Source organism: Streptomyces chattanoogensis (genome assembly GCF_001294335.1).
GTDB lineage: Bacteria > Actinomycetota > Actinomycetes > Streptomycetales > Streptomycetaceae > Streptomyces > Streptomyces chattanoogensis.
Window position 1 is genome coordinate 20047 of sequence record NZ_LGKG01000170.1, and the last position, 20146, is coordinate 40192.

21 protein-coding genes are annotated in these 20146 nt (G+C 70.9%); 8 read left to right on the forward strand and 13 right to left on the reverse strand.

Going from position 1 to position 20146, the window contains the following annotated elements; genetic code table 11:
- Positions 1-25: 25 nt before the first annotated feature.
- The gene (locus ADL29_RS32140) at positions 26-439 is read right to left on the reverse strand and encodes a cupin domain-containing protein (protein ID WP_053927068.1); all 414 of its coding nucleotides are present in this window, start codon (positions 437-439) and stop codon (positions 26-28) included.
- 297 nt (positions 440-736) lie between these two features.
- Here ADL29_RS32140 and ADL29_RS32145 point away from each other — a divergent pair, with 297 nt between their 5' ends.
- Positions 737-1678, forward strand: a complete 942-nt coding sequence (locus tag ADL29_RS32145) for a LysR family transcriptional regulator (protein ID WP_169795279.1) — start codon at positions 737-739, stop codon at positions 1676-1678.
- Positions 1679-1757: 79 nt separating this feature from the next.
- Here ADL29_RS32145 and ADL29_RS32150 read toward each other — a convergent pair whose 3' ends face one another.
- The 6 genes from ADL29_RS32150 to ADL29_RS32175 all read right to left on the reverse strand — a co-directional run bounded on the left by ADL29_RS32150 (position 1758) and on the right by ADL29_RS32175 (position 8371).
- Entirely contained in the window at positions 1758-2354 is a 597-nt protein-coding gene (locus tag ADL29_RS32150) for an HPP family protein (protein WP_078971450.1), read from the reverse strand.
- Between the two features lie 56 nt (positions 2355-2410).
- Complete coding sequence (locus tag ADL29_RS32155) at positions 2411-3703, reverse strand: MFS transporter (RefSeq protein ID WP_107095141.1); 1293 nt, start codon at positions 3701-3703, stop codon at positions 2411-2413.
- Entirely contained in the window at positions 3703-5052 is a 1350-nt protein-coding gene (locus ADL29_RS32160; protein ID WP_211274429.1) for an ATP-grasp domain-containing protein, read from the reverse strand. Before ADL29_RS32160 ends, ADL29_RS32155 begins: the two co-directional genes overlap by 1 nt.
- A gap of 127 nt (positions 5053-5179) precedes the next feature.
- Positions 5180-6169: a transketolase family protein gene (locus tag ADL29_RS32165; RefSeq protein WP_053927070.1), complete on the reverse strand. Its 990-nt coding sequence runs from the start codon at positions 6167-6169 to the stop codon at positions 5180-5182.
- On the reverse strand, positions 6166-6996 hold the full coding sequence (locus ADL29_RS32170; RefSeq protein WP_053927071.1) for a transketolase: 831 nt from the start codon (positions 6994-6996) through the stop codon (positions 6166-6168). Before ADL29_RS32170 ends, ADL29_RS32165 begins: the two co-directional genes overlap by 4 nt.
- Before the next feature lie 184 nt (positions 6997-7180).
- Positions 7181-8371, reverse strand: coding sequence for a PucR family transcriptional regulator (locus ADL29_RS32175; protein WP_211274430.1), 1191 nt, complete (start codon positions 8369-8371; stop codon positions 7181-7183).
- A gap of 180 nt (positions 8372-8551) precedes the next feature.
- Here ADL29_RS32175 and ADL29_RS32180 point away from each other — a divergent pair, with 180 nt between their 5' ends.
- The 3 genes from ADL29_RS32180 to ADL29_RS32190 all read left to right on the forward strand — a co-directional run bounded on the left by ADL29_RS32180 (position 8552) and on the right by ADL29_RS32190 (position 11851).
- A complete protein-coding gene (locus ADL29_RS32180; RefSeq protein WP_078971451.1) occupies positions 8552-9544 on the forward strand; it encodes an SGNH/GDSL hydrolase family protein in 993 nt (330 codons plus the stop codon).
- A gap of 206 nt (positions 9545-9750) precedes the next feature.
- The gene (locus tag ADL29_RS32185; RefSeq protein ID WP_053927072.1) at positions 9751-10998 is read left to right on the forward strand and encodes a hypothetical protein; all 1248 of its coding nucleotides are present in this window, start codon (positions 9751-9753) and stop codon (positions 10996-10998) included.
- Between the two features lie 25 nt (positions 10999-11023).
- A complete protein-coding gene (locus ADL29_RS32190; RefSeq protein WP_078971452.1) occupies positions 11024-11851 on the forward strand; it encodes a PaaX family transcriptional regulator in 828 nt (275 codons plus the stop codon).
- A gap of 6 nt (positions 11852-11857) precedes the next feature.
- Here the strand turns inward: ADL29_RS32190 and ADL29_RS32195 are convergent, their stop codons facing one another.
- The 4 genes from ADL29_RS32195 to ADL29_RS32210 all read right to left on the reverse strand — a co-directional run bounded on the left by ADL29_RS32195 (position 11858) and on the right by ADL29_RS32210 (position 15688).
- Positions 11858-12313 carry a MaoC family dehydratase gene (locus ADL29_RS32195; protein WP_053927073.1) on the reverse strand — a complete coding sequence of 152 codons (456 nt, stop codon included), beginning with the start codon at positions 12311-12313 and terminating at the stop codon, positions 11858-11860.
- A 78-nt stretch (positions 12314-12391) separates the two neighbouring features.
- Positions 12392-13885 carry an o-succinylbenzoate--CoA ligase gene (menE, locus tag ADL29_RS32200; RefSeq protein WP_053927074.1) on the reverse strand — a complete coding sequence of 498 codons (1494 nt, stop codon included), beginning with the start codon at positions 13883-13885 and terminating at the stop codon, positions 12392-12394.
- 10 nt (positions 13886-13895) lie between these two features.
- Positions 13896-14771 carry an amidohydrolase family protein gene (locus ADL29_RS32205; RefSeq protein WP_053927075.1) on the reverse strand — a complete coding sequence of 292 codons (876 nt, stop codon included), beginning with the start codon at positions 14769-14771 and terminating at the stop codon, positions 13896-13898.
- Positions 14771-15688: an SDR family NAD(P)-dependent oxidoreductase gene (locus ADL29_RS32210; RefSeq protein ID WP_053927076.1), complete on the reverse strand. Its 918-nt coding sequence runs from the start codon at positions 15686-15688 to the stop codon at positions 14771-14773. Before ADL29_RS32210 ends, ADL29_RS32205 begins: the two co-directional genes overlap by 1 nt.
- 226 nt (positions 15689-15914) lie before the next feature.
- Here ADL29_RS32210 and ADL29_RS32215 point away from each other — a divergent pair, with 226 nt between their 5' ends.
- Positions 15915-16340 carry a MarR family winged helix-turn-helix transcriptional regulator gene (locus ADL29_RS32215; protein WP_053927077.1) on the forward strand — a complete coding sequence of 142 codons (426 nt, stop codon included), beginning with the start codon at positions 15915-15917 and terminating at the stop codon, positions 16338-16340.
- A 30-nt stretch (positions 16341-16370) separates the two neighbouring features.
- Here ADL29_RS32215 and ADL29_RS32220 read toward each other — a convergent pair whose 3' ends face one another.
- Together ADL29_RS32220 and ADL29_RS32225 are read right to left on the reverse strand one after the other, a co-directional pair.
- Positions 16371-17123 carry a hypothetical protein gene (locus tag ADL29_RS32220; protein WP_157878626.1) on the reverse strand — a complete coding sequence of 251 codons (753 nt, stop codon included), beginning with the start codon at positions 17121-17123 and terminating at the stop codon, positions 16371-16373.
- 203 nt (positions 17124-17326) lie between these two features.
- A complete protein-coding gene (locus ADL29_RS32225) occupies positions 17327-17845 on the reverse strand; it encodes a DUF7868 domain-containing protein (RefSeq protein ID WP_053927079.1) in 519 nt (172 codons plus the stop codon).
- 73 nt (positions 17846-17918) lie between these two features.
- On the opposite strand from ADL29_RS32225, the gene ADL29_RS32230 reads away from it, so the two are divergent.
- The 3 genes from ADL29_RS32230 to ADL29_RS32240 form a co-directional block, all read left to right on the forward strand.
- Positions 17919-18224, forward strand: a complete 306-nt coding sequence (locus tag ADL29_RS32230) for a hypothetical protein (protein WP_245689717.1) — start codon at positions 17919-17921, stop codon at positions 18222-18224.
- 311 nt (positions 18225-18535) lie between these two features.
- Entirely contained in the window at positions 18536-19441 is a 906-nt protein-coding gene (locus tag ADL29_RS32235) for an alkaline phosphatase family protein (protein WP_053927081.1), read from the forward strand.
- A 5-nt stretch (positions 19442-19446) separates the two neighbouring features.
- A partial coding sequence (locus ADL29_RS32240) for an MFS transporter (RefSeq protein ID WP_157878627.1) occupies positions 19447-20146 on the forward strand: 700 nt, incomplete at its 3' end.

Consider the following 20146-nt stretch of genomic DNA (forward strand, 5'->3'; position numbering starts at 1 on the left):
CGGGCCGTTGAAGGCGGCGGCCGGGTCAGGCGGCGGCCGCTCCCACGGGACGGATCGGGCCCTGCGGGACGCGCGCCTCGGCCGGGCGGGTCCGGATGGCGAGCACGGTGCACCCGGAAGCGCTGGACATCTGGTGCTGGGTGCCCGGGCCCTCGACGACCAGGTCGCCCTTGGCGTACGACGTGCCGTCGCTGTGGTCCAGTCGGCCGTCGAGCACCAGCATCAGCTCGTAGCCGAGGTGCTCGTGGAAGTCGCCGTGGGCGGTCGGGGGGAAGCGCAGCAGCAGGCCGACCGACTGCTCGCCGGTCCCGGCGTCCGGCGCCCACAGGACGTGGTGTTCCACGCCCACGCGGCCCGGCTCCTCCCACGACGACCACTCGATGTCGTCCAGCTCGAAACCGCTGCGGAAGACGTTCTTGATGTATTCGATCTCGGACATGCGTTGTCAGCTCTCTTGTGGAATGCAGATGGCGCACCCAATTCCCGAATGACGGCGGGATGGTGCGACGATGCCGGCTCGGCATTCGCGGCGCCGTTGGCTGAAAACGAATCTATACAGGCCGTCAGGACCTGGATCACGTCGGAGTCCGATGGGGGGCAGCGGAAGGGCCGATAACGGAATACGGCCCTCATGGGATCCTGGTACGGCGAGTTGACTAAGTCCGGGGAGGTGCGGCCGGTACCGCATGAGGGCACGGCAAAATGGGTCGATACGGCAATCCGCGGGAGGGCGATGATGGAGATTGCGCTGTACCAGGTGAGAACCTTCCTGGAGGTCATGCGTACCGGCAGCCTCACAAAAGCCGGAAGGAACCTCGGATACTCGCAGTCGACCGTGACGGCGCATATCCGCGCCCTGGAGTCCCAGGCCGGCACCGCACTGTTCCAGCGGCTGCCGCACGGGGTGCGCCCCACGCCGGACGGCGAGATCTTCCATGACTACGCCACACGCCTCTTCGGGCTGGTCAACGAGCTGTCGGCGGCCCTGGCCGGCGGTCGCGAGATCAGCGGCCGGGTCTCCGTGGGCGCCTCCGCGCTCACCGTCGACCAGGAGCTGACCCGGCTGATCCTGGAATGCCGCTACCGCTACCCGAAGTTGGAGCTCGATCCGGTCGGAATGGACTCCGCACGGATCCCCGAGGAGATCGGCGCAAGCCGCCTGGACATGGGTCTGGTGATTTCACCTCCCGGCCGGAAATTCCCGGCCCGGGCCAATCTCTGCAGTGAGGATCTGCGCACCGTGGAGGTGATGGCGGTGGCCGGCCGGGAACTCTCGGATTTCCTTGACGGGGACACGACGAACCCGGTCGGAACTTACCTTGAGGAAGGGCCGATAAGGACCGTACGTATCCTGCGAGTGGATTCCGGGAGCGACTCTTCGGAAAGGCTTCGCGAGGTCATCGGGAAGCGCTACGGCATGGACTCCGAGTTTCTGTCGGTCGGTTCGGTACGCGGCGCACTTGAGCTCATGCGCAACGGCCCCTGTATCGCGATGCTGCCGCGCGAGATGGTGGCCCGGGAAATCGAGAGCGGTGAGGTGGGAATTCTGCGGGAGGTGCCGGGCGAGCGTCATGTCGTACGGATGATCTGGAACGACCAGGCCTGGCTGCCCCCGGTCCTCGCGGCCACGCTCGAACTGGCCCGCCGCGTGGCACCTCCGCTCCCGGTGCCCGCCTGAACGGCGCCGGGCCGCCGCGGAACACGACGAGTCCCGCACCGCTCGCCGGCGGTGCGGGACTGGTCGTACTGCCCTTCGACTACCACCAATACGCGGGGTAGCGGACGCCGCGCCCGCTGCGGCCGGCCACCACACCCACGAGCACCAGGAGCCCACAGGCCAGGGCGAGCAGCGGCAGAAAGGTCAGGGCGCGCGGTTCCGTCAGGACCACGATCACCGCGGTCGCCGCCGCCGGCGAGTGCGGGGTGCGTGCGGCCATCATCACCCCGAGGGCGAGCCCACCGGCCACGGCGGCCGCGGCGGCGGAGCTGCCGGCCACGGCGAGCACCACGAACCCGGTGCCGGCGGACAGCAGTTGGCCGCCCACGACGCTGCGCGGCTGGGACAGCGGCAGCGCAGGCGCGCCGAACACCAGCGCTGCGCTCGCGGCCAGCGGGGGCACGAGCAGCACCTGGCCGATCAGCGAGCCGACGCCCACCAGGAGCAGCAGGGCGGCCACCGCGAAGCCCGTGGCCAGGGCGATCACGATCGCGCCGGGCCGCGGTGGCGCCTTGCTGGTCAGCCTCTTGGCCGCGGGACTGCCGGCGCCGCCGGCCCCGTCGGCGGCGGAACTCTCGGTCGCGGCGCCCGCGTTCGCGGGCACGCCGTTGCTTGCGGTTGCACTGTCGGTTGCCATGCGGCCGACGCTAGAAGTCGCCCCCGCCGTGCCAGAAACGGCGAGGGGCCACTTCGTCAAGTCGCCGCCCCGGCGGCCTGGCCGGCCTTCTCGGCCGACGCGGGAGCGGGCCGGGACGTCTCCGCTCCCCAGATCCTGGGCGAGTTGCTGAGGACAGCGGTGGCCAGCAGGCCGATCAGCAGTACGCCGCCCACGAGCGACCACGACGCGACCGGGCCGAGGACCTGGAGCAACGGCAGGAAGACCAGCGGCGCCAGCACCACCCCGAGGTTGAAGTGAGCCGTGTAGAAGCCCATGTTGCGGACCTTCAGCCGGTCCGGGGTGATCGCGCTGATGTGGTCGGGCATCACCGGATAGACGATCATCTCGCCGAGCGTCCACACTGCGGTCGCGACGAGCAGCAGCCACGTCTGGTACTCGCCGAAGCCCATGAGGACGAAGCCGGCGGTGGCACAGGCATAGCCGATCAGCAGGCTGGTCCGGCGGCTGAGGTCCAGCATCGCGTGGTTGAGGGCGATCTCGCAGGTGATCACCATGAAGGCGTTCACCGCAAAGATCGCGCTCGCCCAGCCGGCCGGCTCGCCGAGCGTATGGATCACATACACGCTGGCCACCGTGGACGGCAGTGCGTAGGCGAGATGGATCGGGGTCGTCGCGGCGAGAAAGCTCCAGAAGCGCACTCCGTGCCGGCCCGGCGCGCTCTCGTCGCCGGAGGCGGCCGGGTCCCGTCCCTCATCGCCGTCCGAGCCCGCGGCGATACGCGCGCGAGCGAGGATGAACGCCGAGGCCAGATAGCCGACCGCGGTGGCCCAGGGCAGCAGGCCGGGGCCGACGGCGAACAGGATTCCGGCGAGCACCGGCCCGATGCCCATGCCCAGGTTGATGGCCAGCCGCACCGCCGAGAAGGCGAACCGCCGCTGCGCCTCCGGCATCACCCGGGCCACCAGCGTGTAGGCGATCGGATTGACCACCTCGTAGCAGAAGCCCCAGAGCGCGGTCAGCCCGGCGAGCAGCCACAGCTGCGTGGTGACCGGGATGACCAGCACGATCACCGCCACACCGGCGAGACCCAGGACCGCGAGGCGCTGTTCCCGTATCCGGGCGGCGAGCGCACCGCTGGCGACGCCCGCGGCCAGCGCGCCGACACCGAACATGCCCACGATCAGGCCGATCACGTCGACGGTCAGCCCGTGGCGCTCGGTGGCGAGGTACACCCCGTAGAACGGGTACAGCACGACCGCGCTGCGCGACAGCGCCACCGTCGCCAGAAGACCGGCGATCGGCCGCAGACCGGCGATGTTCGCACGCAGGCCGGGTTTCTGCCGGTGCATGTCCCCCTGCCCGGACATCACGCCACACCGCAGGCAACCCGGGATCCGACGGGTCGGACCTCGTAGACCGATTCGCGGACGGACTCGATGAACCGGTAGTCGTCGTCCACCGTGGACTGGTCCGGAGCCGTCAGGAACACTCGCAGCGGGCTGGTGAGCAGGTCATGGGTCGGCACCATGAGGTCGCCGGGCCTGCGCTTGAGCGTGAGGTCCACCACCGACGGCCGACTGCGGATCTCCTCGACCAGCGCCTCGTTGACCGCGACCACCTCGCCGGCCCGTACCGTCGGCGCGTTGTAGACGACCGCGGGCTGGCGCCTCCGGTAGACCCGGTCGCCGTACTCGGCGAGGAACTGCTCGGGGCGGATATAGGCCAGCGCCGTCAGATCGGCGCTGTTCGTGCCGATGCAGGCGTCGTGGAAGGCCGGATGCAGATGGCCGTTGACCCTGGCGCCGACCTCCACGAGGGCGGGCCCGTCCTGGGTGATGATCAACTCGGTGTGCGCCGGGCCGTTGTGGATCCGCAGGGCGTCGAGCATGGCGCGGGTGTAGTCGATCAGTGCGGCCGCCGCCGGATCGGTCGGCGACACCAGGAGGTCGCGGTTGTAGATCGGCTTACCGTTGCGCAGCAGTCGCTTTTCGTACTGCCACACACCGCATACGTAGGCGTGCCCGTCGACGCTCACGGTGTCGACGATGTATTCGGTCCCCTCGAGGAAACTCTGGACCAGTACCTGGGTGTTCGTGCCGTTGAAGACGGTGGTGCTGCCGAGGATGGACGGGAATGCGGCGCGCAGCGCGTCGGCGTCGCGGCAGATGAAGACCCCGTCCGTGGACGCGGACGACAGCGGTTTGGCGACGCACGGCCAGTGCCCGTTGTCCTCGGCCCAGGCAACGGCCTTCTCGGCGTCGTCGGTGAGCAGCTGGGCCGCGGTGCGCAGCCCGGCGGCGGCGACGGCGTCGATCATCTTGAACTTGTTGCGGCGCGCCTCGGAGAACTGCGTTCCGTTGGTGCGCACGCCCAGGGCCTCGCTCAACCGGTCCGCGAGCCGCACCCCCGGCTCCTGGCCGGGGAGGACGAACCGCGGGCCGAGCTCCTTGAGTGCGCGCTCGGTGCTTCCGTCCGGGCGGTACACCAGTCCGTCGAGATAACGCGATCTGTCCCACGGCTGCATACGCGATATCGGTTCGGGCGAACTCTGCACATGGACCACGCCGATCCCGAGGCGGTGGAACGCGGCCGGCAGATAGTTCCCGGTCCCGTATGCGTCGACCAGGACGCCCACCGCGCGCCCCATGGCCTTGCGTACCGCTTCCTCGGAGCGGTTCCCCTGCTCGATGCGCGTGTCTCCGGACAGCTCACTCATCGGTTCCTCACAATCCTTGTTTGACGGGCAGAACGTCGACGGGCAGAACTTCGACGGGCAGAACACAGTTGGCGACCGGCCACCGGCGGCGCCGGACGAGCGGCTCGGCCACACGGCGCGGAGTTCGTCACGCCAGAACGTCCAGCGCCTGGTTGATCGCGTTGGCCGTGTTGATCCCGGCGCGGTCCAGCAGGTACTGCTCGCCGCCGACCAGGTCGTAGTGGACGTCGGGCACTCCGATCCGCCGCACCGGCGGGCCCCCGGCCTCGGCCACCACTTCGCAGACCGCTCCGCCCAGGCCGCCCACGGCGCGGTGGTCCTCGATGGTCACCAGCACTTCGGCACGGGCGCCCGCCTCGAGGACGGCCTCCCGGTCGAGCGGCTTGACCGTATGCATGTTGAGGTGCCCGGCGCTCACCCCGCGCGACGCGAGTGCGCGTGCCGCCTCCGCCGCGACCAGGTTCGGATAAGGGCCGGTGGCGAGGAACACCACTCTGCCGGGCTCCCGCAGGACGCGTGCCTTGCCCAGGACGAAGTCGGTGCGCTCGTCGTAGAGCGTCGGTGTGGCCAGCCGTCCCAGCCGCAGGTACGCGGGACCGGGATCGTTCGCCACGGCCACCGTGGCCTGGACGGCCTCCCAGGCATCACCCGGCACCACCACCGTCATGTTGGGCAGCATCCGGGTCGCGCCGATGTCCTCCAGCGAATGATGGGTGGGGCCGTAGTGGCCCGACGCGAGGCCCGCATGCGTCCCCACGATCTTGACCGGCAGGTTCGCGCCGGCCACATCGATCTTGATCTGTTCGTAGGCGCGGGCGATGGCGAACGGGCTCATGCCGTTGGCGAACACCGGCCCCGCGGCCACCGTCATGCCGGCGGCGACACCGATCATGTTCTGCTCGGCGATGCCGAGGTCCACATACTGGCGCGGCAGTTCCGCCGCGAAGTGGTCCTCGTAGTCCATGTCGGTGGCCAGGCACGCCAGACGCGGGTTCTCCCGCCCCAGGGCGAGCAGCATCATGGCGTAGGCGTCGCGGCTCTGGATGGCCGACCGGTTCCGCCAGACATGGTCGAGGACCTCCGCGACGGAGCGGCGGGCGGCGAGTGCGGTGCTCATACCGGCTCACCGTCCAGGACCGCGAGGGCCAGTCGCCGCGCGTCCTCGTCGAGGGTCGCCGCATGGCTCTTCTTCGTGTCGTGCAGACCGGGAACTCCGCGTGCCTTGATCGTGCGGGCGATGACGGCCGTCGGCCGGCCCGGCTCGGCCGGCCCGCCGAGCGCCTGCCTGATGTGGTCGTGGTCGTGTCCGTCGATGGTGCGCACGCGCCAGCCGAAGCTGGCCCATTTGTCGGCCAGCGGCTCCAGCGACATGCAGTCCTCGGTCCGGCCGCTGATCTGCCAGCCGTTGCGGTCCACGATCGCGGTCAGGTTGTCGGCCCCGAGGTGGGACGCCGCCATCGCCGCTTCCCAGTTGGAGCCCTCCTGCAGCTCTCCGTCGCCCAGGATCACAAAGGCCCGGCCGTCGTGCCCGTAGCGCCGCCCGGCGAGAGCCACGCCCAGGCCCAGCGAGAGCCCGTGCCCCAGCGCGCCCGTCGAGAACTCCACACCGGGAAGGCGCTTCATCGGATGACCGCCCAGGCGGCTGTCCTCCTCGGCGTAGGTCGCGCACTCCGCCTCCGGGATCACCCCGGTCGCGGCGAGCGCCGCGTACAACGCCGCGGACGCCTGCCCCTTGCTCAGGATCAGGTAGTCGCCCTCGCCCGGCGGCCCCTCACCGGCCGGCTGCCGGAGCACCTCGCCGTACAGCACGGCAAGCAGGTCGGCGATGGACATGCTGCCGCCGATGTGCACACCGTTGGGCGAACCGCTCATCTCGATGACCTTGCGCCGGATGTCCACGGCGAGCCGTGCGGCCGTGTTCTCCGGTGGCGCCTGTGTGAGCATGCTGGGTCCTTCCGAAGCCGTCCTGGGGGAATGCCAAGGGTTTACCGGCGTCGGATCGACGGCGTCGACGGGCGGCCCGGGTCTGTGTCACCTCACCTCGTGGCGGGCGTCGGGACCTGATCCAGCTGTGCGGCGACATGACGAAGTCGGGGCGCCCCGGAGTTCGGCCGCGCTTGCGGGAGATCTACCCGGCGGGCGCCAGCCGCAGCGCATGCAGCGCCACGGCGAGGTCGGCGACCGCGCGGGGGTCGCGCAGCGAACGCCCGGTCAGCTCCTCGAGTCTGTGCAGCCGGTAGCGGACGGTGTTGCGGTGGCAGTACAGCAGCCGCGCCGCGTCGGCCGCCGAACCGGCCGCCGCGAACCAGCACTCCAGCGTCTCCAGCAGGCGGTCCCGCTCGCCGGCCGGCAGCCCCAGTACGCCTTCGAAGACCGCCCGGGCGATCCGTCCGGCCTCGTCCGGGGCCGCCGCCACCAACAGGGCGGCCGGGCTGTCGTCGAAGCGCGCGATGCCCTTGGTCCGGCCGCGTACCCCGGTGAGCGCCAGCCGGGCGAGCCGCAGCGCCCGCGGGGTCTCCCGCAGGACGGGGTACGGGGGGCTGACGCCCACCCGGGCGGCGAGCGCTCGTTCCAGGACGCGCAGCACCGCGTCCTCGGCCCCCGGACGCTGGACGGCGACCACGCCCACCTGAAGATCCGGCAACAGCCGCCAGGCCGAACGCAGTTGCTCGGCCAGCAGGCTTGCCTCGATGCCGGGCAGCGCCTCCCGGCCGGGTGCGGGCACCTCCGCGGCCACCACGACATACGGTCCGCCGGTCGGCAGGCCGAGCACATCGGCGGCGTCCCAGAGGGTCGTACGGTCCGTGAGCAGGCCGCTGAACAGGGCCTCCACCATGGCCGACCGTTCCCGTTCCCGCTGCAGCACCAGCTCGGAGGCCTCCTCGCGGTAGGCGTCGCTGGCCGACGCCGCGAGCCCTCCGTTGACCCACCACGCGGCCAGGGACATGACCGTGTCGGTGGTGATGCCCTCCGCGATACGGGCCTCGGCGGCGATTTCGGCCCACAGGACCTCGGACCCGACGCGGTAGGCGTGCAGCAGCTCGGCCAGCGGGGCTCCCTGGCGGGCCCGTTCCCGTCCGGTCTCCTGCGCCGGTGTCATATCGCCGCTGTGACCGCCGGCGAGCTGCTGGAGCACCAGCTCGCAGTTGCGGCGGCAGGAGGCGGTCAACTCGGCGAAGGACACATGGTCCTCGCTGACGTAGTACGTCACCTCGGCGCGGATACGGCGGGCCACCCGGGCGCCCAGTTCCTCGGCACGGGTCAGTAACGCGGCCGCTATGGGCGCGATTTCGGCGGGCGCGACGGGCTTGCGGCTCATGAACGGCAGGTTACAAAGGCGCGCGCGTCAGGGGGAGTGTGTTGTGCCGTGTGACAACGGAGGCGGGTGTGGTGCTGTGCGTCGGCACATGGCCCGTACGGCATACGGCAGCCACGATACGAGGACGTTACCGGCCGGTATCGATCGACCATCCGTCGCACTGCCTTCCCAGGGGGAACCATGCCCAGAGCCGCCACCACCCCTACCACCAGCACAACCGGCACAGCCGGTGCCACCGGCGCCGACGCACCCGCCGGCACCCACACACCGCGCACCCTGCGCGTCAGGCGGGGTGCCTCCGTACTGACCGGTGCCACGCTCCTCGCCTCCGCCCTCACCGTAGCCACCTTCCCCGCCTCCGCCCATGCCGCGCCTTCGGCGCCGGCCGGGACCGGATCCGGGAAGTATGTGGCCCTGGGCGATTCCTACGCCGCCGGGGCCGGGGTCCCGGGACAGTCCGCGGGCCTGTGCCTGCGCTCCGACCACAACTACGGCCACCTCGTCGCCGCGGCCCTCGCCCCGTCCGCGTACACGGACAAGACCTGCGCCGGCGCCAAGGTGAGCGCGCTCACCACCTCCCAGACCGACGCCGGGATGGTCGTCAACGGCCCGCAGCTCGACGCCGTCACGTCCGACACGTCCCTGATCACCCTCACCCTCGGCGGCAACAACCTCGGCACCTCCGACGTCGGCTTCGTCGATGTCGTGGTCGCCTGTTCCGCCCTGTCCGTGACGAACCCCTTCGGGGCGCCGTGCCGGGACTTCTACGGCGACACGCTCAGCAAGCGGCTCGACTCGGCGACCGCGCAGCTGACCGACGGCCTGCGCAAGCTGTCCGCCAAGGCTCCCAAGGCCAAGGTCGTGGTCGTCGGCTATCCGTCGGTACTCCCCGAAGATCCGAAGACCTGTTTCGGCAAGCTGCCCGCCACGAGCGGCGATCTCCGGTTCCTGCGCTCCGTCATGGACGAACTCAACGAGAAGGTGGCCAAGGCCGCCGGTGCGGCGGGCGCCACCTACGTCGACACCGTCGGCCCGACCAGGGGCCACGACAGCTGCTCTTCGAACCGCTGGATCGAGGGCATCCTGCCCACCTCACCGGCCGCGCCGCTGCACCCCAACGCGACCGGTGAACGCGTCATGGCCGAGGCCGTGCTGCGGGCGCTGGGCCACTGAACCGCCTGACCCTGTCGGTGCGTTCCGCCCTGCTGGATCTCCTCCAGCAGGGCGGAACGTTGTGTTGTGCAGTTCATTGACGGCCGTAATGCATCTGCCTAATGTGTCGACCGTCACCTGCCCCCCACGGGAGCCCTCATGACACCGAACTCCCCCGCCGCACCGGAGCGGCGTCCGCGACCCTCGCTTGCTGCGCCGCGCTCACGATGACCGCCGCCTGCGCCGGGCCCGGCGGAGCGGACACCCGGAGCACCGCGGACACCCCGACCGCCCCGCACACCAAGCACTACACCGGCGAACTCGCGGACGGCGCACAGTGGATCGCCGATGTGCCGGACGCTCCTCGTTACTCGGGCAGTTCCCGCTGGGCGCTGAACACCGCCGTCAAGGATCAGTTCGACACCCTCGGCGCGGCCCGGAAGAAGATCGGCGAGATCGGCGGTCCGCAGCGCACCCTCGCCTGGGGCGAGTCCATGGGCGGGCTGGTCAACTCCCTCGTCGCGCAGCACGGCAGGGGGCGCATCGACGGTGCGCTCTCCGCCTGCGGCATCGTCGCGGGAGGCGTCGGCTTCAACGACTACCAGGTGGACGGGGATTACGCGGTCGATCAACTCCTCGCCCCCGGCCGGCGGATCAAGCTCACCGGCTTCTCGTCGGACAAGGAGGCCGCCGCCTCCGGCAACGCCCTCGCGCGCGCCGTCCAGCGCGCCCGGACCACCCCGCAGGGCCGCGCCCGTACGGCACTCGCCGCCGCGCTCCGCAACCAGCCCACCTGGTTCAGCGGCAAGCGGCCGCCCGAGGCGGGCGACTACGCGGCACGCGAGAAGCAGCAGGCCGAAGGGCTCATCAAGGTCTCCCTCCCCTTCACCCTCGGTGCCCGCCACCAGGTCGAGAAGGCCGAGGGCGGCCGTATCTCCGCCAACGCCGGAGTCGACTACGCCAGGCTGCTCCGGCACAGCAAGGACCTCCCCCAGGTCCGGGCCCTGTACAAGAAGGCGGGACTGGATCTGGCCGGGGACCTGACGCAGCTCACGCGCAACGCCCGCATCAAGGCCGACCCTGACGCCGTACGCCACATGGAACGCACCGCCGTCCCCTCCGGCCGCCTCCCCGTGCCGCACCTCACCCTGCACACCACGGACGACCCGCTGAACCCGGCGCCCCAGGAGAGCGAGTACGCCCGCACGGTGCGCAGCGCAGGCGACGGGAGCATGCTCCGCCAGACGTATGTGCACGGCACGGGCCACTGCACCTTCAGGCCCGCCAACTGGCTGGCCGCCCTGAAGGCCCTCGAGCACCGGGTGGACACCGGCAGCTGGGGCGCGGCCACCGCACCGCGGAAGCTCAACGACGCCGCGAAGGGGACCGGCGAGGGCGGCTTCCTGCCGTTCGTCCGCTACACCGCACCGGAGCTGGTCGGTGCACGCGGGCGCACGGGAGCGCACCGGCCGTGATCGGCGGGGGCGTACGGTGGACGCCGTGACCACGCAAGAGTCGCTGCGGCCCCAGTCCCTCATGCTGACGTTCCTGGGTGACCAGGTGCTCGGGCAGGACGTCTGGGTGTCCTCGGGCAGCATCATCGACGTCTTCGCCCGCGCCGGGATCGGCGAGCAGGCGACGCGCTCGACGCTGACCCGCATGGTGAACCGCGGCCTGCTGCACCGTCGGCGCGAGGGCCGTCGGATGTACTTCGGGCTGACCGAGCGCTCGGTGGCCGTGCTGCGGGACGGCGAGCGGCGCATCTGGGGCACCGGTGCGGTCAACCGGCAGTGGGACGGCACCTGGACGCTGCTCGGCTTCTCGCTGCCCGAGTCCTGGCAGCGCCAGCGCCACGACCTGCGCGCAAAGCTCACCTGGAGCGGTTTCGGCCCGCTGTTCAGCGGTCTGTGGATCGCCCCCGGCACGGTCGAGGTGTCGTCGTTGGTGGCGGAACTCGGCCTGTCCGCCCATGTGAAGGTCTTCCGTGCGCACGCCGACGCCGGCCTGGACATCGGCGCGATGATCGAGGAGACCTGGGAGCTGTCCGAACTGGCGGAGCGCTACGAGGCGTTCATACGGAGCTGGCAGCCGTGGGAGACCCGGCTGCCGGACGCCGACGACGCCCTCGCCCTGCGGCTGCGGTTGCAGGCGGAGTGGCTGCAGGTCATCCGGCACGATCCCCGGCTGCCGGTCGCGCATCTGCCGGACGGCTGGCCGGCGGAGCGCGCCGAGAAGACGTTCCGGGCGGTGTACGACCGGCTCGCGCCGCTCGCGCAGGACGCCTCGGAACGTCTTCTCGACGTGGTGCCCGTACGGGAATCCGCCTGACGTGCGTCAGGCGTAGAAGCGGGACAGGCTCTGCAGCACGGCCGCGGGCTTGGTTTGGCCCTCGATCTCGATCGTGCCGTCGACGGTGATCTGCACACCGCCGGGTACGTCCTCGACCGCGCCCAGCTTCCCGACCAGCCGGATCCTCGACCCGACCGTCACCGGCGCCGGGAAACGCACCTTGTTGAGACCGTAGTTGACCTTCGTCGCGACGCCCTGGACGTCCAGGAGCTCGGTGAACAGGGGGATGAAGAGGGAGAGGGTGAGGTAGCCGTGCGCGATGGGGGCGCCGAACGGACCGTCCGCGGCGCGTTCGGGGTCCACATGGATCCACTGGTGGTCGCCGGTCGCGTCGGCGAAGGTGTGGATGCGCTCCTGGGTGATCTCGATCCACTCACCGGTGCCCAGGTCGCTCCCGGCGAGCCCCTTCAGTTCGTCAACGCCATGGACGGTGATGCTCATCTGCCGTTCCTCACTTGGGGGTTGCTGTACTTGGGAGATGTCGCGCTTGGGAGTTGCCGCACTGAGGAGTTGCCGCACTCAGGGGTTGCTGCCGTACCGGGCCCGCACCCGGGCTTTGAGGAGCTTTCCGGAGGCGGTGCGCGGGAGTCCGTCCGCGACCACCACCGACTTCGGGATCTTGTACTTGGCGAGGCGGCCGGCCAGTGAGGCCAGCACCTCGCCGGGGTCCACCGAGGCGCCCTCGCGGGCCACCACGACCGCGCGCGGCGCTTCGCCCCATGTGGCGTCCGGCACGCCGATGACGGCGCATTCGACGATGTCCGGATGGGCCAGGAGCAGGTCCTCGATCTCGGCGGGGTAGATGTTCTCGCCGCCCGAGATGATCATGTCCTTGATCCGGTCGACGACGAAGAGGTAGCCGTCCTCGTCGATCCGGGCGGCGTCCCCGGTGCGGAACCAGCCGTCCGCGAAGGAGGCGGCCGTCTCCTCGGGCAGTCCCCAGTAACCGGGCATGACGTGCGGCCCGCGCACGACGACCTCGCCGGTCTCGCCGACGTCGACCGGCGTGAGGTCCGGCCGCACGACCCGTACGTCGCTGAAGAAGTGCGGCACCCCGGCCGAACCCGCCTTGCCGGCCGCATGCTCGGCGTCCAGGAACAGGGCCCCGGGCGCCGCCTCGGTCATGCCGTACCCCTGGAGGAAGGTGAGCCCGCGCTCCTGGTACGTGGCGATGAGCGGCGTCGGGACCGGTGAACCGCCGCAGTGCAGGATCCGCAGCGAGGACAGGTCCGCGTCCGCCCAGCGCGGATGCCGTGCCACCTGGTCGAACATCGTCGGGACCCCGAACATGAAGGTGATCCGGTGCCGTTCGATCAGATCGAAAGTGGCGTTGGGGTCGAAGGACTCGGCCAGGACGCAGGTGCCACCCTTCAGCAGCACGGGCAGGGTGAGCATGTTCAGCCCGGCCGTGTGGAACAACGGCGCGGAGACCAGGGCGCGTTCGTCGGCGGCGAGGTCGGTGTCGACGAGGACGTTGAGGGCGTTCCAGGTCAGGTTGGCGTGGGTGAGCATGGCGCCCTTGGGACGGCCGGTGGTCCCCGAGGTGTACATGATGATGCAGGTGTCGTCGGGGGTGACCGTCTCGTCGACCGACACTTTCGGAGCCCCGGCGAGCGCCTTCTCGTATGCGGCGCCGACCTCGAGGTGTGTCCGGACGTCGGTGCTTCCGGGCGGTCCGGCGTGCGCAGGGCCGTGGATGAGGACCTTGGCGCCCGAGTCGTCGAGCTGGTAAGCGATCTCGGGAGCCGCGAGGCGGGTGTTGAGCGGGACGAAGACCGCGCCGAGGGTGCCCGCGGCGAACAGGGTCTCCAGGTAGGAGGGGTGGTTGGGGCCGAGGTAGGCGATCCGGTCGCCGCGCCGGACGCCCCGGGCGCGCAGGGCGTGGGCGAGGCGGGTGGTGCGCTCGTACAGCTCGGCGTACGTGACGGTGGTGCCGTGGTGGATCAGGGCCGTGCGGTGCGGGGTCTTGCGGGCCCGGCGTGCGGGCCACGACCCCAGTCCCTCATTGCGCATCTGACGCCCCTTACGGTGTGGTCAGCCCGAGCAGCCGGGCGGCGTTCTCCTTGAGGATCTTCGGCCTGACCTCGTCCTTGACCGGCAGCTGGGCGAAGTCGGCGAGCCAGCGGTCCGGGGTGAGGACGGGGAAGTCGGAGCCGAAGAGGACCTTGTCCTTGAGCAGCGTGTTCGCGTACTGCACCAGTTGCGGCGGGAAGTACTTCGGCGACCAGCCGGACAGATCGATGTGCACACCCGGCTTGTGGGTGGCCACGGCGAGGGCCTCGTCCTGCCAGGGGAAGGACGGGTGCGCCAGGATGATCTTCAGCTGCGGGAAGTCGGCGGCGACGTCGTCCACGTACAGGGGGTTGGAGTACTTGAGCCGGATGCCGCCCCCGCCGGGCACGCCCGCGCCGATGCCGGTCTGGCCGGTGTGGAACAGGGCGATGGTGCCGGTCTCCTCGATGACCTCGTACAACGCGTATGCCACCGCGCGGTCGTTGGGGAAGAAGCCCTGGATGCTGGGGTGGAACTTGAAGCCCTTCACCCCGTACTCGTCCACCAGCCGCCGGGCCTGCCGCACGCCGGCCTTCCCGCGGAAGGGGTCGAGGGAGGCGAAGGGGATCAGGACGTCGGAGTGGGCCGCGGCGGCCTCGGCGACCTCCTCGTTCGGGACGGGTGTGGTGCCGGTGGCGGACTCGGCGTCCACCGTGAAGATCACCGCGGCCATCCGGCGCTCGCGGTAGTAGGCGGCCGTCTCCTCCAGGGTCGGCTTCCGCTTGCCCTCGACCTTGAAATAGGCGGAGGAGGCGTCGTGCAGGTCGTCGTCCAGGGAGGAGTGGCCCTTGGAGGACACTTCCGCGTGGGTGTGCACGTCGATCGCGGTCAGGTCGTCGACGTTCATCACGCCTCCGGAATGCGGGGCGCGGGAATGCCCACCGTCTGCGGCTCGGCGCCGACCGAGGTGTGCCAGGCATCGGCGAGGGTGCCGGCGGTCCAGCCTCCGTCGGCGTAGGCGGACGTGACCTCCTGCGGATGCGACCAGAGGGACAGCTTGTCGCCGCCGATGCCGATGGCCTGGCCGGTGATGCCACGCGCCGCCTCGGAGGCGAGGAAGGGCACGAGGGCCGCGCAGTCCTCGGGGGTGCCGAAGCCCTCGCCCTTGCGCAGGAAGCCGGGCAGCGGCGCGCCGTTCCTCATGGCCTCGATGTACGGCGCGAAGGCGGGGATGGTCTCGGTCATGGCCGTCGCGGCGACCGGCACGATCGCGTTGACGGTGATGCCTGCGCGGCCCAGCTCCATCGACCAGGTACGGGCCATCGCGGCGATACCGGCCTTGGCGGCGGCGTAGTTGGTCTGCCCGAAGTTGCCGCGCTGCCCGGCCGGGGAGCCGACCAGGACCAGGGTGCCGCCCTCGCCCTGTTCGCGCATGCGGACGGCGGCGGCCCGGGCACAGGTGAAGGTGCCCCTGAGGTGGGTGGTGACCACGGCGTCGAAGTCCTCGTCGGTCATCTTCCACAGCACCCTGTCGCGCAGGATGCCGGCGTTGGTGACCAGGACGTCGAGCCGGCCGAATGCCTGGACGGCGCGGGCGACCAGCCGGTCGGCGGCCTCGGCGGTGCCGACCGGGACCACCTCGGCGACGGCGGTGCCGCCGGCCTCGGCGATGGACTTCACGGCCTGTTCGGCCACGGCCTCGTCGACGTCGTTGACGACCACCGAGGCGCCGTGGGCGGCGAGGGCATGGGCGTAGGCGAGGCCGAGGCCCCGGCCGCCGCCGGTGACGACGGCGGCCTTGCCGGTGAGATCGATGGGGGGCACGTGCGGGTCCCTTCGGACGGGAACGGCTCGGGAGGCGGTGCGTCGGCATGGACGAGCACCGCCGAGATCGAAGCTAAGAGCAATGATTGTTGTCGTCAATAGTTGTTGGCGACCTTCGGATGCGGCATGCTGGGACCCACCAGCCGAGGAGACCGAGACCAGGGGGCCCGCCATCACCAGCCGGCACACGAAGAATCCGAGCCCGATCGACGCGGACGAGCCGTGGATGCGGGGGCTGCACGCGGACACCGGCTACCTCCTGTACCGGCTGGGCCTGCGCTCCGGGCAGCTGTTCAACGCCTCGCTCCAGGAGTCGGGCCTGCGCCTGCGTCACTACGCGCTCCTGCGGTTCCTCGCCACGTCGCGGGGCGCGCTCCAGCGCGAGCTGAGCAGCCGCCTCGGCTACGACCCGAGCGCGATCGTCGGCCTGGTCGACGACCTGGAGAAGCTGGACTTCGTCGAGCGGCGCCCCGCCCCCGACGACCGCCGCAGCCGGATCGTCGTCCTGACGGAGGGCGGTCGCACCTTCCTGCGCGACACCGACGAGGCGGGCCTGCGCGTGACGAACGCACTGCTGGACCCGCTCGAGCCGGCCGAGCGGGAAACCCTGCACGCGCTGCTGCGGCGCATCGCGGAGGCCGGACTCGGCTGACGGGGACGGCGGAACGGGGCGGGCGACGCGTCAGCGCAGCACCACCACGGTCAGACTGGTGATGGCCAGCGCCGAACCGAGGGCCAGCACGGTCAGACGTCCATCGGGTGAGTACACCGCAGACTGCCGCTCGTGTGCCACGGCGACGGCCGCGGTCGCGCCGCGCAGCAGGACACCCGCCACCACGGCCATCAGCACGGCGTGCGCGCCGTCCGGCAGCGGCACGGCTTCCGTGGCCAGGCCGCCGAGGAACGGGCTGATGCAGGCGAGGGTCAGCCACGGGGCGAGCCGCCGTCGGCCCCCGGCCTCCAACAGCGCGGTCAGCGCCAGACCTTCGCCGGCGGAGTGCACGACCAGGGCCGCGACGACCGGAACCGACGGGAGCAGCACAACCGTCATCCCTTCGAACGCCCGGTGCAGCACGAGTGCGACGGTGGTGCCCATTCCGTACGCCTGGCCGCCGCCTCCGAGCCGGCACAGCAGGGAGCCGCACACGGGCACCACGATGCATCCCGCGGCCGTCCCGGCGGGAACGGTCCACAGGGGCAGCCCGGCCTCCCGGGCCTCGCCGAGCGCATGCGGCAGGAGATCGAAAACCGCCAGGGCGAGCAGGGCCCCGCCGGCCGCGGGCAGCATCACGCCCCTGCGGTGGGGCCAGCGCCGTACCGACCAGGCACCGGCGAGGGTGCCGAGAACGATCAATGCAAGTCCGGCATAGGCGGCGGGCCGGAAATCCAGTGGTGAGACAGCCAGCGGCATCCCGAAGGTCGCCGTATCGTTCACCTCGATCACCTTCCAGTGACGGCGGCAATTCTCAGTACGCCATCCGACGGCGGTCGGGGACATCCCGGCTCCGCCATCCGGGTGACGGGGTGCCCGGCGCGGGGTCCGGTGTGAACGGCGGCCCTCCGCGGGTACGCGGGCGGCAGCACAAGCCGTCCGTCCGGGCACGGGTGGTGCCTGGACGGACGACCGGGTGCGCGGGATCAGCTCGTGCTCAGCGTCACCCGCTCGAACGTCGGCCTGGGGGCGGACGGTTCGGCGGCGAGTTCGGCGGTCAGCGGGGTGGACGGGGTGATGGCGACGGTGACGCCTCCCTGGGGCCACAGGCTCGCCGCCTGGAGCCGGCGGACCTGATCGGTGATGTCGTAGGTGACGTCCTGCCCGCCGTGGCCGGCGCCACCGGTCTCGACCGACCCGAAGAAGGAGATCCAGCCCACGAAGTAGGGGCTCTCGCCCGGTTCCCCCTCGGCATGGTCGAGGTAGATGCGGTACGGCGTATCGGGCGGCAGGTTGGTGCGCACACCCTCGACTGTCAGGAGCAGCCCCGACTCAGGAGGGTTGCCCTCGCTGAGCAGCCCCAGCGTCCGGCCGGCATCGTCGACCGGCTCCAGCGGCACCTCGGTCGGCCCCTGCAGACTGAGATCGTAGGAACTGTGGTGCACGGACGCCGCCAGGACCCGCGGCTCGGGGCCGGTCACCTGGAGCGGGACAGGGAGCACCACGGGGGTCCCCGATCCTTCGGTCAGCGACTCGTACGCGTAGCCGAGCGCATTTAGGTCGAGGAACGCGCTGTTCTTGGGCCTCGGAAAGCGCCTGCCTGAGTGCGCGTACGACCACCAGGAGCGCTACTTCATCGAAGAGCTGACCTTCGCCGACGCGGAAGCGATCCTGGCGATGCTCCATGAGCTGTGTCCACACGTGGTCGACGGCCTGCTGCCGGTCTGGGTGCGCAACCTGGCCTACCGACTGGTGCTCCTGCAGCGACCGGACGAGCCGGGGCTGATGCGCGAGGCGGCCGAGAACCTGTGGCTGCACGGACCGGACTGGGACGATGTCGCAGACGAACTGAAGCGGCGGGCCGACGCGCTGGAAGCCGATTGAGGTGTACCCACCGCGGCCAGAGGCGGGCGGCGGCCTCACCCTACGGTGTCTGCCCCACCGCGCGCCGTTGGCCGGCAACCGGCGGCAGTTCCTCCGGCGCCTGTTGAGCGACAACGCCGGTTGCGGGGCGCCCGCTCGTATCGAGCGCCCCGCCGCGCGCCGTTCTTCATGAATTTCCCGCGGCGCGCGGCGGATCCGCGGGGAACCACCGTTCGCCTGTTCTTCATTCACCGGACGCGGCCGATGCCACATGGCTGCTTCTAAGGTTGCGCCGTGCCGCCCCCCTCGTCACTTCTGTCCGGAGGACAGTCATGGCCGCACTCAAGGCACCCAACCTCAAGGCTTCCAAGCCCAGGCGCCGTACCCTCTCCGCACTCGCCGGGGCCGTGGCCCTCGCCGTCACGTCGATCGGTCTGTGGGCCACCACCGGAGCGACCGCCCACGCCGTCGGCCTCCCGGCCCCCGATCACGTGGTGGTCGTGGTGATGGAGAACCACGCCTACTCCCAGGTGATCGGCAGCTCCAGCGCCCCGTACATCAACAACACCCTCAAGGCGGGTGGCGCCAACCTCACCCAGTCCTTCGGCATCACCCACCCCAGCGAGCCGAACTACTACCAGCTGTTCTCAGGCTCCAACCAGGGCCGCACCGACGACAGCTGCGTCCCGGTCCAGTCCCTCTCCGCACCCAACCTCGGCTCCGAGCTGATCGCCGCCGGCAAGACCTGGGCCAGCTACAACGAGGGGCTGCCCAGCGAGGGTTCGACCGTCTGCAGCAGCGGCCAGTACGCGCAGAAGCACAACCCCTGGTTCGGTTTCTCCAACGTACCGCTCAACTCCGCCAAGACCATGACGCAGTTCCCGACCGACTACACCACCCTCCCCAAGGTCTCCTTCGTCGTGCCGAACCTGTGCAACGACATGCACGACTGCTCGGTCTCCACCGGCGACAGCTGGATCCAGAACAAACTGGGCGCCTACGCGACGTGGGCGCAGACCCACAACAGCCTCCTGGTCGTCACCTTCGACGAGGACAACAAGCAGTCGGGCAACCGCATCCCCACCGTCCTGTACGGAGCGCATGTCGCCCCCGGCAGCTCCAGCGGCACCACATACAACCACTACAACGTGCTCCGCACCCTGGAGGACCTGGCCGGTCTGACCACGCACGCCGGCAACGCCGCCACCGCCTCCGACATCACCGGCATCTGGAACTGAGGCCCGTGTACCTCGCGGACTCCCGCAGCACCAAGCCCGCCGCCGCCCCGGACACCCGTCCGGGGCGGCGGCCCGCCGTACCCGGCACCGTCCTGGCTCTCGGCGCGGTCAGCCTGATCACCGACATCTCCTCGGAGATGATCACCGCCGTCCTCCCTCTCTACGTGGTCGCGGCCCTTGGCCTGTCCCCGCTCGGCTTCGGCCTGCTGGACGGCATCAACAACGGCGTCGGCGCGCTGGTGCGGCTGGCCGGCGGCCACCTCGCGGACCGGGGCGGACAGCGGCACAAGGTGGTGGCCGGCCTCGGCTACGGACTGTCGGCCCTGTGCAAGCCGCTGATGCTGCTCGCCCACGGCCTCCCCATGATCAGCGCCGTGCTCGCCGTCGACCGCACGGGCAAGGGCCTGCGCACCGCCCCGCGGGACGCGATGATCTCGCTGTCCACCCGGCCCGAGCACCGGGGAAGGGCGTTCGGTGTGCACCGCGCCATGGACACGACCGGCGCCCTGCTCGGGCCGCTGGTCGCCTTCGCGGTGCTCCGGGCCGCGGTCGACGGCTACGACGCGGTCTTCGCAGTCAGCGGCTGCTTCGCCGCGCTCGGGGTCCTCGTACTGGTGCTCTTCGTGCCTGGACGGACCGGTCCCCGGACCACGTCCCCCACCTCCCCCACCGCCCCCACGGTCCCCGCCGAGGGCGCCGCCGCCC

Excerpts from the sequence above, each read along its gene's own strand:
- ADL29_RS32140 (WP_053927068.1), bottom strand. The coding sequence starts at position 439 with ATGTCCGAGATCGAATACATCAAGAACGTCTTCCGCAGCGGTTTCGAG.
- ADL29_RS32145 (WP_169795279.1), top strand. The coding sequence starts at position 737 with ATGGAGATTGCGCTGTACCAGGTGAGAACCTTCCTGGAGGTCATGCGT.
- ADL29_RS32150 (WP_078971450.1), bottom strand. The coding sequence starts at position 2,354 with ATGGCAACCGACAGTGCAACCGCAAGCAACGGCGTGCCCGCGAACGCG.
- ADL29_RS32155 (WP_107095141.1), bottom strand. The coding sequence starts at position 3,703 with ATGTCCGGGCAGGGGGACATGCACCGGCAGAAACCCGGCCTGCGTGCG.
- ADL29_RS32160 (WP_211274429.1), bottom strand. The coding sequence starts at position 5,052 with ATGAGTGAGCTGTCCGGAGACACGCGCATCGAGCAGGGGAACCGCTCC.
- ADL29_RS32165 (WP_053927070.1), bottom strand. The coding sequence starts at position 6,169 with ATGAGCACCGCACTCGCCGCCCGCCGCTCCGTCGCGGAGGTCCTCGAC.
- ADL29_RS32170 (WP_053927071.1), bottom strand. The coding sequence starts at position 6,996 with ATGCTCACACAGGCGCCACCGGAGAACACGGCCGCACGGCTCGCCGTG.
- ADL29_RS32175 (WP_211274430.1), bottom strand. The coding sequence starts at position 8,371 with ATGAGCCGCAAGCCCGTCGCGCCCGCCGAAATCGCGCCCATAGCGGCC.
- ADL29_RS32180 (WP_078971451.1), top strand. The coding sequence starts at position 8,552 with ATGCCCAGAGCCGCCACCACCCCTACCACCAGCACAACCGGCACAGCC.
- ADL29_RS32185 (WP_053927072.1), top strand. The coding sequence starts at position 9,751 with ATGACCGCCGCCTGCGCCGGGCCCGGCGGAGCGGACACCCGGAGCACC.
- ADL29_RS32195 (WP_053927073.1), bottom strand. The coding sequence starts at position 12,313 with ATGAGCATCACCGTCCATGGCGTTGACGAACTGAAGGGGCTCGCCGGG.
- menE (WP_053927074.1), bottom strand. The coding sequence starts at position 13,885 with ATGCGCAATGAGGGACTGGGGTCGTGGCCCGCACGCCGGGCCCGCAAG.
- ADL29_RS32205 (WP_053927075.1), bottom strand. The coding sequence starts at position 14,771 with ATGAACGTCGACGACCTGACCGCGATCGACGTGCACACCCACGCGGAA.
- ADL29_RS32215 (WP_053927077.1), top strand. The coding sequence starts at position 15,915 with ATGCGGGGGCTGCACGCGGACACCGGCTACCTCCTGTACCGGCTGGGC.
- ADL29_RS32235 (WP_053927081.1), top strand. The coding sequence starts at position 18,536 with ATGGCCGCACTCAAGGCACCCAACCTCAAGGCTTCCAAGCCCAGGCGC.